This is a genomic window from Streptomyces sp. NPDC031445, assembly GCF_055581365.1.
Genome location: NZ_JBVIJO010000004.1, coordinates 226,931 through 241,665 on the forward strand (window position 1 = coordinate 226,931; position 14,735 = coordinate 241,665).

The 14,735-nt window shown below is 74.4% G+C and carries 9 protein-coding genes; 7 read left to right on the top strand and 2 right to left on the bottom strand.

Translation table 11 applies throughout. From position 1 onward, the window contains the following. Nucleotides 1-52: 52 nt before the first annotated feature. From ACZ5DC_RS13815 to ACZ5DC_RS13840, 6 genes are all read left to right on the top strand, one after another. Complete coding sequence (locus ACZ5DC_RS13815; RefSeq protein ID WP_468652379.1) at nt 53-2,827, top strand: protein kinase; 2,775 nt, start codon at nt 53-55, stop codon at nt 2,825-2,827. A 162-nt stretch (nt 2,828-2,989) separates the two neighbouring features. Next, on the top strand, nt 2,990-4,795 hold the full coding sequence (locus ACZ5DC_RS13820) for a serine/threonine-protein kinase (protein ID WP_468652381.1): 1,806 nt from the start codon (nt 2,990-2,992) through the stop codon (nt 4,793-4,795). A gap of 106 nt (nt 4,796-4,901) precedes the next feature. Then, nucleotides 4,902-6,644, top strand: coding sequence for a protein kinase domain-containing protein (locus ACZ5DC_RS13825; RefSeq protein ID WP_468652383.1), 1,743 nt, complete (start codon nt 4,902-4,904; stop codon nt 6,642-6,644). Between the two features lie 369 nt (nt 6,645-7,013). Continuing rightward, a complete protein-coding gene (locus ACZ5DC_RS13830) occupies nt 7,014-7,940 on the top strand; it encodes a serine/threonine-protein kinase (RefSeq protein ID WP_468652385.1) in 927 nt (308 codons plus the stop codon). 126 nt (nt 7,941-8,066) lie between these two features. After that, on the top strand, nt 8,067-9,680 hold the full coding sequence (locus tag ACZ5DC_RS13835) for a succinic semialdehyde dehydrogenase (protein WP_468652387.1): 1,614 nt from the start codon (nt 8,067-8,069) through the stop codon (nt 9,678-9,680). A gap of 70 nt (nt 9,681-9,750) precedes the next feature. Further along, nucleotides 9,751-11,529: a GMC oxidoreductase gene (locus ACZ5DC_RS13840; RefSeq protein ID WP_468652389.1), complete on the top strand. Its 1,779-nt coding sequence runs from the start codon at nt 9,751-9,753 to the stop codon at nt 11,527-11,529. Between the two features lie 579 nt (nt 11,530-12,108). On the opposite strand, the gene ACZ5DC_RS13845 is transcribed toward ACZ5DC_RS13840, so the two are convergent. Next, the gene (locus tag ACZ5DC_RS13845; RefSeq protein WP_468652391.1) at nt 12,109-12,378 is read right to left on the bottom strand and encodes a chorismate mutase; all 270 of its coding nucleotides are present in this window, start codon (nt 12,376-12,378) and stop codon (nt 12,109-12,111) included. A gap of 279 nt (nt 12,379-12,657) precedes the next feature. Between ACZ5DC_RS13845 and guaA the strand changes: the two genes are divergently transcribed. After that, the gene (guaA, locus tag ACZ5DC_RS13850) at nt 12,658-14,238 is read left to right on the top strand and encodes a glutamine-hydrolyzing GMP synthase (RefSeq protein WP_468652393.1); all 1,581 of its coding nucleotides are present in this window, start codon (nt 12,658-12,660) and stop codon (nt 14,236-14,238) included. Nucleotides 14,239-14,241: 3 nt separating this feature from the next. Here guaA and ACZ5DC_RS13855 read toward each other — a convergent pair whose 3' ends face one another. Beyond that, on the bottom strand, nt 14,242-14,709 hold the full coding sequence (locus tag ACZ5DC_RS13855) for a pyridoxamine 5'-phosphate oxidase family protein (RefSeq protein ID WP_468652395.1): 468 nt from the start codon (nt 14,707-14,709) through the stop codon (nt 14,242-14,244). Nucleotides 14,710-14,735 lie beyond the last annotated feature (26 nt).

Sequence of the window (14,735 nt, forward strand, 5' to 3'; positions counted from 1 at the left end):
ACGGGCCGCGGGGCGAACGGATGTGACCAACCGGGCGGCCGGGGGAGACAAAGTGGACGACTACGCGGGTCGGGTGCTCGCCGACCGCTACCGCCTGCCACTGCCGCCGTCCGACGAGTACGAACTCACCGAGACCCGCGCCTTCGACACCTACAGCGGTCAGGAAGTCCTCGTCCGGCAGGTGCCGTTGCCTGAGGTCGTCGAGGCCGAGGTGCTCGACGCGGAGGGGCTGCCCGCCGGGTTCACCGCACGGGAGCGCGCGTCCCGCCGGGCGCCGGAGGCGAGGACCGCCACCCGGCGGCCCGCCGATCCGGCGGTGCGGCGCGCCGTCGAGGCCGCGCAGGCGGCGGCCGGCATCCCCGACCACCCCCGGCTGGACCAGGTCTTCGACGTGTTCGCCGAGGGCGGGTCCCTGTGGATCGTCAGCGAGCTGGTGAACGCGCGTCCGCTGGCCGCCCTGCTGGCCGAGCGGCCGCTGACGCCGTACCGGGCGGCCGAGGTCGCCTCCGACGTGCTCATGGCGCTCCGGGTGCTGCACGCCCATGGCTGGGTGCACCGCAACATCACCGTCCGCACGGTCCTCGTCTGCGAAGACGGCCGCGTGATGCTGACGGGTCTCGCGGCCGGCGCGGCGGAGGAGGCGCTGTGCGGATACGACCCGGTGCCGGCCCCCGATGACCAGGACGGCGACACGGGGGAGGGGTTCCGCGCCGAGCAGGGCTCCGTCGGCGGCGTGACCAGGGGCGTCGGCCCCGGCACGGGAGGCGGCGAGGTCTCCGCGGGATCCGGGGGCCGTAGCGGCGGGGCGGGCGGGGGACCGGCCGGGGACGTCGATCCCGAGGCCGCGCGGCGGGCCGCCATCCAGGCGCGGGCGGCCGGAGGGCTCCCGGCGCCGGGGGCGGACGGCGCCTCCGGCGCGGTGGGTCAGCCGGCTCTGGAGAGCGGTGCCGACATCCGGGCCGCCCGGGCCGGGGCCATCGCCGCGTACCGGGCGGGCGCCCGGGCCGCCGCCCGGGTGCAGGAGGCCCAGCAGGGCGAACGCGCGGCCCTGCCCGGCGCGCGGCCACCCGCCGACGACACCGGCACCGGCGCGGCACCGTCGTACCCCTCCGGCGCGTCCGGCGAGGGCACCGGCACCACGCTGCCGCCCGGCCGGATAGCCGACCCCTACGGGGTGCGCGGCGCCCCCTGGCACGGCGCCGCACCGCGCCCCCTTCCCGGCGGCACACCCCCGACCCCGGAGGACGGGGCCCACCGGCCGGGCCTGCCACCGGCCGACCCCGCCACCGGGCAGGCGTCCGTGCCGGGTCAGGGCTCCGGGCCCGGGCGGCAGGCGCCGGCGCCGGGCCGAAGCCACGGTCCGGGGCACGCGTCCGCGCCCGGTGGGGAGCGCGGCCGGCAGGCGCGGGAGGTGACCGAGCCCGGCTACGCGGGGGCCACCCCGCCGTACTCCGCACTCGAACCCGCACCCGCGTCCGGCACCGCCCCCGCGCACGGCGGTGTCCCCGCAGCCGCCTCCGGCGCCGGTCGCCCCGGGGCGCAGGGCGGTGGCTGGGACCAGCCCGGCGGTGTGCGCCGCGGGCCCGGGACCGCGCTCGCCGCCGAGCGGGCGCGGCAGGTGCGGATGACCGTGGTGGGGCCGGTGACCGAGCGCTGGGCACCGGAGCAGGCCGGGCCCGTGCACGAGAACTGGCAGCTGGCGGCGCCCATCGGCCCGGCCACCGATCTGTGGGCGCTGGGCGCGCTGCTGTTCCGTGCGGTGCAGGGGCACGCGCCGTACCCGGAGGAGTCCACGGCCGAGCTGGTGCAGCTGGTGTGCGCCGAGCCGCCCGCCTTCGCCGAGGAGTGCGGGCCGCTGCGGCCGGTCGTGGAGTCGTTGCTGCGCCAGGACCCCACCGAGCGGCCGGACGTCGAGGAGCTGAGCGGCTGGCTGCGGTCGCTGGTGCGGTCCGCGCCCGAGCCGGACGCCGGCGCCCATGTCGTCCCCACGCCGCCCGCCGACCCGAGCCGGCTGCCGATCGTCCGGCGCCGTGGCGAACTGGTGCGCCGGCGGCGCGCCAAACTGCCCGCCAACCACCCGCACGGCCGGCACAAGCGGGCCCGGGACGGCGCGGGTTCGCCGCGCAGCCTCGGCCGGACCCTGCTCCTGCTGGTCCTGCTCCTGCTGGCCGGTGCGATCGCCTACGCGATGCTCTTCATGCCGAAACAGGGTGAGAGCGGCGCGGCGGGCGACGACCGCACCGGCGGCGCCGGGCAGAGCGGTCCCGCGCCCTCGCACACCCCGAGCCCCTCCGCCGGGCAGAGCACGCCGGGCGGCGACGCCTCCGCCTCCGCGCCCGCGACCGAGACACAGACGGGCGGGGACCCCGCCGTCCCCGACGGGTTCACCCTGCGCAAGGACCCGGACGGCTTCAAGGTCGCCGTCGCCAAGGGCTGGGCGCGCACCCCGAAGAACGGCAGCGGCCAAGTGGTCTACGCGCACGGGAACTTCGAGCTGATCGTCGTACCGGGACGGGACGGGACGTCCGCCTACGGCAGCGATCCGATGGTCTACCAGCGGGACAAGGAGCGCGAACTCCAGCCGTACCGCGACTCCAGCTGGGCCACGGCCACCGGGCTGCGGACCATCGAGGTGGGTGGACGGACCATGGCCGAGGGGCAGTTCACCTGGACCGACGGGCAGGGCCGGGACCTGTTCGTGCGGAACATGGCGCTGTTGCTCAACGGCCGTTACCACGTCGTCCAGGTGCGCGGTCCGGAGGCGCAGCGGGACGAGGTGACGCGCCTGTACGAGCAGGCTACCGCGACGTATCGCTACACCGGTTGAGCGGCGCGTGCCCGGGGCCGTGCGGTGCCGGTGCGGTTCCCTCTCTCGCGCGGAAATGACCATCGTCACAGTGCGGTGTCCTTGGCACCCCGCTGGTTCCCTGGGGGCAGGCCGGTCCTTAGTCTGAGCCTGTCAAGAGCATTGCGGGGCAACGTGAATCAGATGCAGGGCCTGCTCATAGCGGGCCGCTACCGGCTCGCCGACTCCATCGGCAGCGGCGGCATGGGCCGGGTGTGGCGCGCCCACGACGAGGTGCTGCACCGGAAGGTCGCCGTCAAGGAGTTGACCGCCGCGCTCTACGTCTCCGACAGCGACCGGGGCGTGCTGCTCGCCCGGACCAGGGCCGAGGCCCGGGCCGCCGCGCGGATCAACCACTCGGCCGTCGTCACCGTGCACGACGTCCTGGAACACGACGGCCGCCCGTGGATCGTGATGGAGCTGGTCGAGGGCGCCTCGCTGGCCGACACGGTCAAGGAGCGGGGGCGCGTGGAGCCGGCGGAGGCCGCGCGGATCGGGCTGTGGGTGCTGCGGGCGCTGCGCGCCGCGCACTCCGCCGGGGTCCTGCACCGGGACGTCAAGCCCGGCAACGTCCTCCTCGGCGCGGACGGCCGGGTCCTGCTCACCGACTTCGGCATCGCCCAGATCGAGGGCGACACCACCATCACCCGCACCGGGGAGGTCGTCGGCTCGGTCGACTACCTGGCCCCCGAGCGGGTGCGCGGCCACGACCCCGGTCCGGCCTCCGACCTGTGGGCGCTCGGCGCCACGCTGTACACGGCGGTCGAGGGGCGTTCGCCGTTCCGGCGGACCTCGCCGCTGAGCACCATGCAGGCCGTCGTCGAGGAGGAGGCCGACGAGCCGCGCCACGCCGGTGTGCTCACCCCGGTCATCGCCGCGCTGCTGCGCAAGGACCCGGCCCGGCGGCCCGGCGCGGACGAGGCCGAGCAGATGCTCGCCGAGGCGGCGGAGAACCGCCGGCCGCGCGCCGCGCAGGCGTTCGTCCCGACCCAGGGCTCGGGCTTCCCCACAGCCACCGGCCGTCACCAGAACCCGGGCACGCCCCCGCCCGGCCACGGCGCCGGCCCGAGGGGCGGCGGCTACGGCTCGGGCATGTCGGCCGAGGGCTACGGCTCCAGGACCCCGGCTTCCGGCTACGGTCCGGGCGCCCCGGGTGAGGGCTACGGTCCGGACCCCTCCGCCCAGGGCTACGGCGCGAACCCCTCCGGCCAGGGTCACCGCACCGGCGGCCCGACGGCCCCGTACGGTTCCGGCTCCGCCACCTCCCCGTACGAGCCCGCGTCCATTGCGCCCGCGCCCGTGCGGCCCCGCCGGCGGCTGCGCACCCTCGCGGTGGTCGTCGCGCTGGCCGCGGTGCTCGGCGGTGCCGGGGCGGTGGCGATCCAGCAGTGGGGCGGGCAGGACACCGGCTCCGGCGGCGAGGTGAGCCCGGCGCCCGCCGAGAGCGACACGGCCGCGGCCGACGGCGCGATACCCGACGGCTGGACGACGTACCACGACCCGCTGGGCTTCAGCCTCTCCCTGCCCGAGGGCTGGAAGCGCAAGGTGTACGGCATCCAGGGCGACCTCAAGCAGATCGACTACACGCCCGACGACGGCAAGCACTTCGTCCGCATCGCCATCGACGGCTCACCGGACTTCGCCGACCCCCTCTCCCACCAGCAGGACCTGGAGCAGCAGCTCCAGCGGCTGGTCGACTACCGGCGCGTGACGATGAAGGAGAACGTCTACCGCGACCGCAAGGGCGCCCGGTGGGAGTACACCTGGACCGCGCTGAAGAAGGACCCGCCGTACGTCCCCGGGCCGCGGCACGCGGTCGAGGAGACGTACTTCTCCCGCCAGGGCACCGAGTACGCCCTCTACATGTCCTCGCCGGCCGAGGACTGGGCCACGACCAGCGAGCAGTTCACCTGGGTGCTGCGCGGCTGGCAGCAGCCGGACGAGGGCTGAACCGGCCCCGGCGGTCGCCGAGTCGGCCGAAAATGGCAGGCTGACCGGTGTGTCTTGGCCGGTCGGTGTCCCGGGGGGCACGGGTCCCGTGCGGCATGATGGGCCCATGGGGACCGAGGGAGCCGGCTTCCGGCTGATCGCGGGCCGTTACCGCCTGGAGGAACGCGTCGGGCGCGGCGGCATGGGCGTCGTGTGGCGCGCGAGCGACCAGGTGCTGGGCCGTCAGGTGGCGGTCAAGGAGCTCCTGCCCGACGACGCGCTCCCGGACGACGACGCGCGCCGCCGCCGGGACCGTACGCTCCGCGAGGCCCGCGCGGTCTGCCAGTTGCGCCACCCGCACATCATCGTCGTGCACGACGTGGTGGAGCAGGACGAACGGCCCTACCTCGTCATGGAGTTGGTCGACGGCGGTTCGCTCGCCGACCGGATCGACCGGCACGGTCCGGTCGACGCCTCCGAGGCTGCGCGGATCGGCATCGCCCTGCTGAGCGCGGTGCGCACCGCGCACGAGGCGGGGGTGCTGCACCGGGACATCAAACCCGCGAACGTGCTGATCGAGTCGGGCACCGACCGGGTCGTCCTCACCGACTTCGGCATCGCGCAGGTCGAGGGCGCCACCACGCTCACCGAGACCGGCTCGTTCGTCGGCTCGCCCGAGTACACCGCGCCGGAGCGGATGTCCGGGCTGCGCACCGGGCCGGAGTCCGATCTGTGGTCGCTGGGCGCGCTGCTGTGCACGGCGCTGAGCGGCGAGTCGCCGTTCCGGCGCGACTCGCTCGGCGGCATCCTGCACGCCGTCGTCTCCGACGACATCCGCCCGCCTGCCGAGGCGGAGCCGCTGCTGCCGGTCGTGCTGGGGCTGCTGGAGCGCGACCCGGACCGGCGGCTGGGCGCGGCGGACGCCGAGCGGATGCTGTGGACGTACCTCCAGACCGGCCGGACGCCGCCCGCGCCGGGCGATCCGGGCCCGGCGGGGGCGCACGGCGGCGGGCTCATCCACCGGATCGGCGGCAGCCTCACGCCGAAGTCCCCGGCACCGCACCCGCCGGCGCAGCGGGACCTGCCCCACGGCGGACCGCCCACGGGCGGCCCGGCCCGGCCGCCGCTCGAACCGCCCCCGGCGCGTTCCTCCCCGCGCGGCACGCTGGTCGCGGCCCTGCTCGTCGCCGCGCTGGCCGGGGCCGGCGTGTCGGCCGCGGCGCTGCTGCTGCACGGGAGCGGGGACGGGGGCGGCGGCACGCCGGGCGGTACCGCGACGAGCCCGGCGACCGGTACCGGCACGACAGGCACGACGGCATCCCCGTCACCGACCGGGAAGGGCACGGGGGGCACGGCCGTCTCCCCGTCGCCGACCGGGACCGCACCGGCACCGCCGCCCAAGCCCAGCGCCGACTCGCGCACCGCGCCCTCCGGTTACCGCACGGCCCGTGACCCGGCCGGCTTCTCCCTCGCCGTACCGGAGGACTTCACCCGCAGCCCGGAGGGCACCCGCGTCTTCTACCTCTCGCCGGGCGGAGCCTTCCGGCTGGGCATCCGGGTCGGCGGGCCCCAGCCGGGCGGCCCCGAGGCGGCGATGAACCGCTCCGCCGCCGACGGCCCCTCCACCAACCCCGGCTACCACGACGGACGGGTCGTCCGGATGACGCACCACGGGCACCCGGCCGCGCTCTGGGAGTTTAGCTGGGACGGCTTCAGCGCGGCGGAGGGCCCGCGCCACACCTACGACCTGTGCTGGGAGGAGAACGGCCGGCTGTACGACGTGTGGGTGTCGGCGCCGGTCGGGCAGGTGCACGAGGCGCGCGAGTACTTCGACGTGGCGGTCGACACGTTCTCGGCCACAGGGGTGTGACCGGCTCGCCGGCGCCGGCGGCGCGCGTCGCGCCCGTGCACCGGGCCGGGCGGGCGGTGGTCCGGCAGGGCACCTGCCGGATCGACGGGCACCTCGTGCGGGAGGCCGCCCCGGGCACACGCCCCTCAGCCGTCCTGTGGGTCGGGTCGTGCGGCGCGGACCCGGCAACGGGTACCGCAACGGACGGCGCGGGAGCGGGCGTTGGCCGTCCCGGCGCGCTCCGGCGGGGCCGGGGCGGTGGAGGTGCGCGAGGCCGCCCACGGCTTCAGCCCGTACCGGTGGGCCGTGCGACCGGCCGCCCCGGTTCCCGGGTCCCGTTTCCGGCCTCCCGCTTCGACAACGGCATGGTGCACACGGTACTCATGTGACATGACCGAAGACGGCGAACACCCGCCCGACGCACGGCTGATCGGCGGTCGCTACCGGCTGACCGGACGCCTCGGCTCCGGGCCGTCCGGGACCGTGTGGCGCGCCCGGGACGAACAGGGGGAGGCGCTGGTCGCCGTCAAGGAACCCCTCCTGCCCGGCGACCCGGCCGCCGACGAGGAAAGCCGCCGTGTCGCGCACCGGCTCCACCACGAGGCCCGCGCCGCGACCCGGGTGCGGCACCCCTCGGCCGTGACGGTGTACGACGTCGTCACCGAGGACGGCGTCCCCTGGATCGTCATGGAGCTGGTGGCCGGCGAGTCCCTGCGGGAGGTGCTGCGCCGGGGCCCGCTCCCCGTGGAGGAGGCCGCGCGCGTCGGGCTCGCCGTGCTCGGCGCGCTGCGCGCCGCCCACGCCGTCGGGATCGTGCACCGGGACCTCAAACCGGCCAACGTGCTGCTGGAGACCGGGACCGGGCGGGTCGTCCTCACCGACTTCGGCATCGGCGACGGGCACGCGGAGGACGCGCCCGCCGGTTTCGTCGCGCCCGAGCGGGCGGCGGGGCCCGGCGCCGGCCCGGCCTCCGACCTGTGGTCCCTGGGCGCCCTGCTCCGCGCCACCCTGGGCGACGCGGACCCCGGGCCGCTGGGCCCGCTGCTGGACCGGCTGCACGCCGTGGAGCCGGCGGCGCGGCCGGACGCGGCGGAGGCCGAGGCCGCGCTCCGCGAGTGCCTGGGGCTCACCGCCGTACCGGAACCGGCGCGGGAACCCCGCCCGCCGGCCGCCGCCCCGGCCCCCGGACCCGAGCCGGCAGCCGGGCCCGCCCAGGCGCCCGGGCCCACGCCGGTCCCCGAACCCGAGCCGGCGCCCCGCCGCACCCCCCTCACCGCCCTCGGTCTGCTCCTCGCGAGAAGGGGCGAGGCCGACTGATCCTGCGGCCCCAACGCCCTGATCAGCACATTCGCTGCCAGTGATCACTGGCAGCGTGTGAGCAGTCGGTGAATCCCCGTTACCGACGGGTACACAAAGCCTCCGCCGCGGCATACCCTGCGCGTCATGACGGACACGCAGGCCCCGGAAACCGCCGGTACCAACCCGCTCGCGCCCGCGCCCGAAGGCGCCCGCACCGCCGCCGACGTGGTCACGCCGGAGTTGGTGGCCCAGCTCACCAAGGGCGTCGCCGGCTCCGGCCGCACCGCCAACCACACCCCGTTCACCGGCGAGAAGCTGGCCGACCTGCCCGAGTCCACGCCGGAGGACGTCGGCAAGGCCTTCGAGGCGGCCCGCGCCGCCCAGGCCGTGTGGGCGAGGGTCCCGGTCCGGCAGCGGGCCGCCGTCCTGCTCCGCTTCCACGACCTGCTCCTGGAGCGGCAGGCGGAGGTCCTCGACCTGGTCCAGCTGGAGACCGGCAAGGCCCGGCTGCACGCGCACGAGGAGGTGCAGGCCGTCGCCGTCGCGGCCCGCCACTACGGCCGCCGGGCCGCCGCGTACCTGAAGCCCAAGCGGCACGCGGGCGCCGTGCCGACGCTGACCAAGGTCACCGAACTGCGCCACCCGCGCGGGGTGGTGGGCCAGATCGCCCCGTGGAACTACCCGCTGGAGCTGTCCGTCGGCGACGCGCTGCCCGCCTTCGCCGCGGGCAACGCCGTCGTGATGAAGCCGGACACCGAGACCTGCCTCACCGCGCTGTGGGCCCGTGACCTGCTCATCGAGGCCGGCCTGCCCGAGGGCGTCTTCCAGGTGGTCCTCGGCGAGGGCCCGGTCGTCGGTCCGGAGCTGGTCAGGCGCGCCGACTACGTCTCCTTCACCGGCTCCACCCGCACCGGCCGCGAGGTCGCCGTCGGCGCCGCCTCCCGGCTGGTCGGCGTCTCCCTCGAACTCGGCGGCAAGAACGCCATGCTGGTGCTGGAGGACGCCGACATCGACAAGGCCGCCGCCGGAGCCGTACGCGCCTGCTTCTCCTCCGCCGGCCAGCTGTGCATCTCCATCGAGCGGCTGTACGTCCACCAGTCCGTCGCCGACGCCTTCCTGGAGCGGTTCGCCGCCCGCACCCGGGCCATGCGGCTCGGCACCTCCCTCGCCTACGGCGCCGACATGGGCTCGCTGGTCGGCGAACGCCAGTTGGAGACCGTGCGGCGGCACGTCGAGGAGGCCGTCGCGAAGGGCGCGAAGGTGATCGCCGGCGGGGTGGCCCGCCCCGACATCGGCCCCTACTTCTTCGAGCCCACCATCCTCGACGGCGTCGACAGCTCCATGGCCGTCTGCGAGGAGGAGACCTTCGGCCCGGTCGTCTCGGTCTACCGGTTCACGAGCGACGACGAGGCCGTCGAACGCGCCAACGCCACGCCGTACGGCCTGAACGCCTCCGTGTGGACGACCGACGCCCGCCGCGGCCGGGACGTCGCAGCCCGCCTGCGCACCGGCACGGTCAACGTCAACGAGGGCTACGCCCCGGCCTACGGCAGCGTCCAGTCCCCGATGGGCGGCATGAAGGACTCCGGCCTGGGCCGCCGCCACGGCTCCGAGGGCATCCTCAAGTACACGGAGGCCCAGACCGTCGCCCAGCAGCGGCTGCTGCCGATGGCGCCCTCGCTGGGGATGGACGACGAGTCCTACGCCCGCTTCATGAGCACGAGCCTGAAGCTGATGAAGGCATTCCGGTTCCGCTGACCGACCCGGCGCGCGGGGAGCCGCGCCCGGCCACGAACGACCCGCAGCCGCAACTCGACGAGGAGTACACGTGCCGCAAGACGCCTACGACTACGACGTCCTGATCGTCGGCTCCGGCTTCGGCGGCTCGGTGTCCGCCCTCCGGCTCACCGAGAAGGGGTACAAGGTCGGGGTACTGGAAGCCGGACGCCGCTTCACCCGCGCCACGCTGCCGAAGAACTCCTGGGACCTGAGGAACTACCTCTGGGCCCCGAGGCTCGGCATGTTCGGCATCCAGCGCATCCACCTGCTGGGCAATGTGATGGTGCTGGCCGGCGCGGGCGTCGGCGGCGGCTCCCTCAACTACGCCAACACCCTCTACGTGCCGCCGCGGCCCTTCTTCGACGATCCCCAGTGGCGGCACATCACCGACTGGCAGGAGGAGCTGAAGCCGTACTACGACCAGGCCCGGCGCATGCTCGGGGTGCGGCTGAACCCCACCATGACCCCCTCCGACGTCCACCTGAAGGCGGCGGCCGAGCGGATGGGCGTCGGCGACACCTTCCACCTCGCCCCGGTGGGCGTGTTCTTCGGCGACGGCGAGGACGCCGACGGCAAGGCGAGGGCCCGGCCCGGCGAGCGGGTGAACGACCCGTACTTCGGCGGGGCCGGACCCGACCGCAAGGCCTGCACCGAGTGCGGCGAGTGCATGACCGGCTGCCGGCACGGCGCGAAGAACACCCTCAACGAGAACTACCTGTACCTCGCCGAGAAGGCCGGCGCGGTCGTGCACCCCATGACGACGGTCGTGTCGGTCACGGACGACTCGCGCGGCGGCTACGCGGTGGCGACCCTGCCGACGGACCGGAGGAAGAAGGGCGAGGGCCGGCTCTTCACCGCCCGCAAGGTGGTCCTCGCGGCCGGCACCTACGGCACCCAGACCCTGCTGCACCGCATGAGGGCCGGCGGTCAGCTGCCGTACCTCTCCGCCCGGCTCGGCGACCTGACCCGCACCAACTCCGAGGCCCTGGTCGGCGCCCAGACCGACGACCGGCGCTACCGCAGGGCCACCGGCGCGCCGCGTGCCGACTTCACGCGGGGCGTCGCCATCACGTCCTCGATCCACCCCGACGAGAACACCCACATCGAACCGGTCCGCTACGGCAGGGGCTCCAACTCGATGGGCGGCCTGTCCATCCTCCAGGTGCCCTACGCCGAGGGCTCCTCGCGCGTGTTCGCCTGGCTGGCGAACGCGGCCCGGCACCCGATGCTGGTCGCCCGTTCCCTGTCCAACCGGCGCTGGTCGGAGCGGACCATCATCGGCCTGGTCATGCAGTCCCTGGACAACTCGCTGACCACGTACCTGAAGCCCGGCGGCGTCGGCAAGGGCCTGCTCACCGCGCGGCAGGGGCACGGCGCGCCGAACCCCAAGCAGATCAGGGCCGCGACCGAGGCCGCCTCCGCGCTCGCCGCCGAGATCAACGGCTTCCCCGGCAGCAACGTCGGCGAGCTGATGGGCACCCCGCTCACCGCGCACTTCCTCGGCGGCTGCCCCATCGGCGACTCACCGGAGACGGGCGTGATCGACCCGTACCACCGGCTCTACGGCCACCCCGGCATCTCGGTCGTGGACGGCGCCGCGGTCTCGGCGAACCTGGGGGTGAACCCCTCGCTGACGATCACCGCGCAGGCCGAGCGGGCGATGTCGTTCTGGCCGAACAAGGGGGAGGAGGACCCGCGGCCGGCGCCCGGAGCGGCGTACGAGCGGCTGAAGCCGGTGGAGCCGCAGGCCCCGGTGGTCCCGGCGGACGCGTTCGGCGCGCTGCGGCTGCCGTTCCTCGGGATGCCGGCGGTACCGCCGAAGAAGTGACCGGAAAGGGCCGGGAGCGCCCCGCGGGAGCCGCCTCGACGGCACAGAGGGACCTGCATCCCCCTCCGAAGGCAGGTCCCTCTCACCGTTTTCTTGATCCGCACGTTTGATCGGCGGAAAGAGTGAAGGGTTGCTCCGGAGAACCGGGATTCTTTTGTGATCCGAGTCACACTGTGGAGTGCAGGCATGACGAAGGGCCCCGCGGGACGGAGAGGCCGCGGGGCCCTTCTTCCAGTCAGCACCGGCGTCAGGGCAAGCGCCGGTGCCAGGGAGCGGCGCCGGGGGCCGCGCCGCTTGTCCCTGTGGCCTGTGGCCTGTCTGCAGTTGTCGGGTTCCGCCGGCCGGCCCCGGGCGTCCCCGGAGCCGGCCGTTCTCTTGGGTGACCGGGCTGCTGTCCCCTGCCGTCCGGTCACGTCCCGGAGCGAGGTCCCACGGCGTACGGCACGACCCGTACGCCTCATCGCTCCAACGAGCCACGCGTGGTTCTTTCGGGCCCGCCCCTGGCTGGCACGGACACCCCCCTCAACGAAGCGGTGCGCGGGCCGGTCACGCGCCGTACGGGTGAGAGCGGCACCGAACTCAGATACGACCCCGGCTCAGCTCGAGCAGCGTCATGGCGAGAGCGGTGCCCGGCTTGCCGAGCGCGTCCCGGTAGCGGCCGAGGATCTCCATCTCGCGGGACAGGTGCACCCGCCGCCCGCCGGAGGAAATACGGGTCTGCTGGACGACGGCGGAGACGGCCATCCGCTCCTGCACGAGACCGATGATCCGGTCGTCGAGCGCGTCGATGCGGTCACGGGCGTCGGCGATGATCGCCTCCGGGGTGGCGTCCGGTGCGGTGGTGGTCATGTCGGGCTCCTCGCTGGGATGAGTGCCCCGGAACGACACGGCCCGGAGAAACGACAGGCGCCCCGGGCCTTGTCGGCCCGGGGCGCCTGGGAAGTCGCTTGGCGTCAGCTCAAGCAGCACGACCATGGCAGCCGGCGGGCCGGGTGCCATAGGTAAAGACGAAGGTCGAGTGCTTGTGCATACGGTCAGTATGCCATGGCGGCTTCCCTCGGAAGGTCCCCCGGCCGCCCCGTTAGAATCGGAAGCACAGACCCCCGCCCGACCACCAGAAGGCACCCCGTGTCATCAGCGACCCAGTCTGCCGCCACCCCCGACACCGTCCTGGTCGTCGACTTCGGCGCGCAGTACGCCCAGCTCATCGCCCGACGCGTCCGCGAGGCGCGGGTCTACAGCGAGATCGTGCCGAGCACCATGCCGGTCGCCGAGATGCTCGCCAAGAACCCCGCGGCGATCATCCTCTCCGGCGGCCCCTCGTCCGTGTACGAGGAGGGCGCCCCCACCCTCGACCGCGCGATCTTCGAGGCCGGCGTCCCCGTCTTCGGCATGTGCTACGGCTTCCAGCTCATGGCGCAGGCCCTCGGCGGCACGGTCGACAACACCGGCGCCCGCGAGTACGGCCGTACCGACCTGCACGTGGCCAAGAACTCCTCCACCCTCTTCGAGGGCACCCCGGCCGAGCAGCACGTGTGGATGTCCCACGGCGACGCCTGCTCCGCCGCTCCCGAGGGCTTCGCGGTCACGGCCTCCACGGACGTCGTCCCGGTCGCCGCGTTCGAGAACGACGACAAGAAGCTCTACGGCGTCCAGTACCACCCCGAGGTCATGCACTCCACGCACGGCCAGCAGGTGCTGGAGCACTTCCTGTACCGCGGTGCCGGCCTGGAGCCGAACTGGACCACCGGCAACGTGATCGAGGAGCAGGTCGAGGCCATCCGTGAGCTGGTCGGCGACAAGCGCGCGATCTGCGGCCTGTCCGGCGGCGTGGACTCCGCCGTCGCCGCGGCCCTCGTCCAGAAGGCCATCGGCTCCCAGCTGACCTGCGTGTACGTCGACCACGGCCTGATGCGCAAGGGCGAGACCGAGCAGGTCGAGAAGGACTTCGTCGCCGCCACCGGCGTCCAGCTGAAGGTCGTCGACGCCGAGGAGCGCTTCCTCAAGGCGCTGGCCGGGGTCAGCGACCCCGAGGAGAAGCGGAAGATCATCGGCCGGGAGTTCATCCGCGTCTTCGAGCAGGCGCAGGCCGAGATCATCGCCGACGAGGGCCCGGCCGTGGAGTTCCTGGTCCAGGGCACCCTCTACCCGGACGTGGTGGAGTCCGGCGGCGGCACCGGCACCGCGAACATCAAGTCGCACCACAACGTCGGCGGCCTGCCCGAGGACCTCGAGTTCAAGCTCATCGAGCCGCTGCGCAAGCTGTTCAAGGACGAGGTCCGCATGGTCGGCCAGGAGCTGGGCCTGCCGGAGGAGATCGTCCAGCGCCAGCCCTTCCCGGGCCCGGGCCTCGGCATCCGCATCGTCGGCGAGGTCACCAAGGAGCGGCTGGACCTGCTGCGCGAGGCCGACGCCATCGCCCGCGAGGAACTGACCGCGGCCGGCCTGGACCGCGACATCTGGCAGTGCCCGGTGGTCCTGCTCGCCGACGTCCGCAGCGTGGGCGTCCAGGGTGACGGCCGCACCTACGGCCACCCGGTCGTCCTGCGCCCGGTCTCCTCCGAGGACGCGATGACGGCCGACTGGTCGCGGCTGCCCTACGACGTGCTGGCGAAGATCTCCACCCGCATCACCAACGAGGTCCGTGACGTCAACCGGGTCGTCCTCGACGTGACGAGCAAGCCCCCGGGCACCATCGAGTGGGAGTAGGCCCTACGCGCGCTTCAGCGTGCGCAGGGACTCACCGGGCCTCCAGAGCTGGGTGACCAGATACGTGTCGTCCTCGACGCAGGTCCGTACGACCTCCGTCAGCTCGGTGCGGAAGAGGTGGAACGGCTGCGGCGGTTCCACCTCTTCCACGTACGCGGCCCTGGCCCGGCCGTCCTCGACCTCATGCGCCCGACCGCCGATCCGGACGTCGCCGCCGCCCATGTCCGCGCCCGCGCCCGGATTGGCCTGGAGGGCGAACCGGGGGTCGCGGCGCAGGTCGAGGGCCTTCACCGAACCCGGCATCATGCCGAGCCACAGCTCCCCGCCCAGGAAGCGGACCTCGATCCCGCAGGTGCGGGGCGAGCCGTCCTTGCGGAGGGTCGCGAGGACATGGTGGCGGTGGGCGCCGAAGCGCTCCTCGGCGGTCCGCGCCAGATCGGGTACGGCGGTGCTGAAGGCTGCCCAGTTCATACGGGCCAGTCTCAGCGTCAATCCCG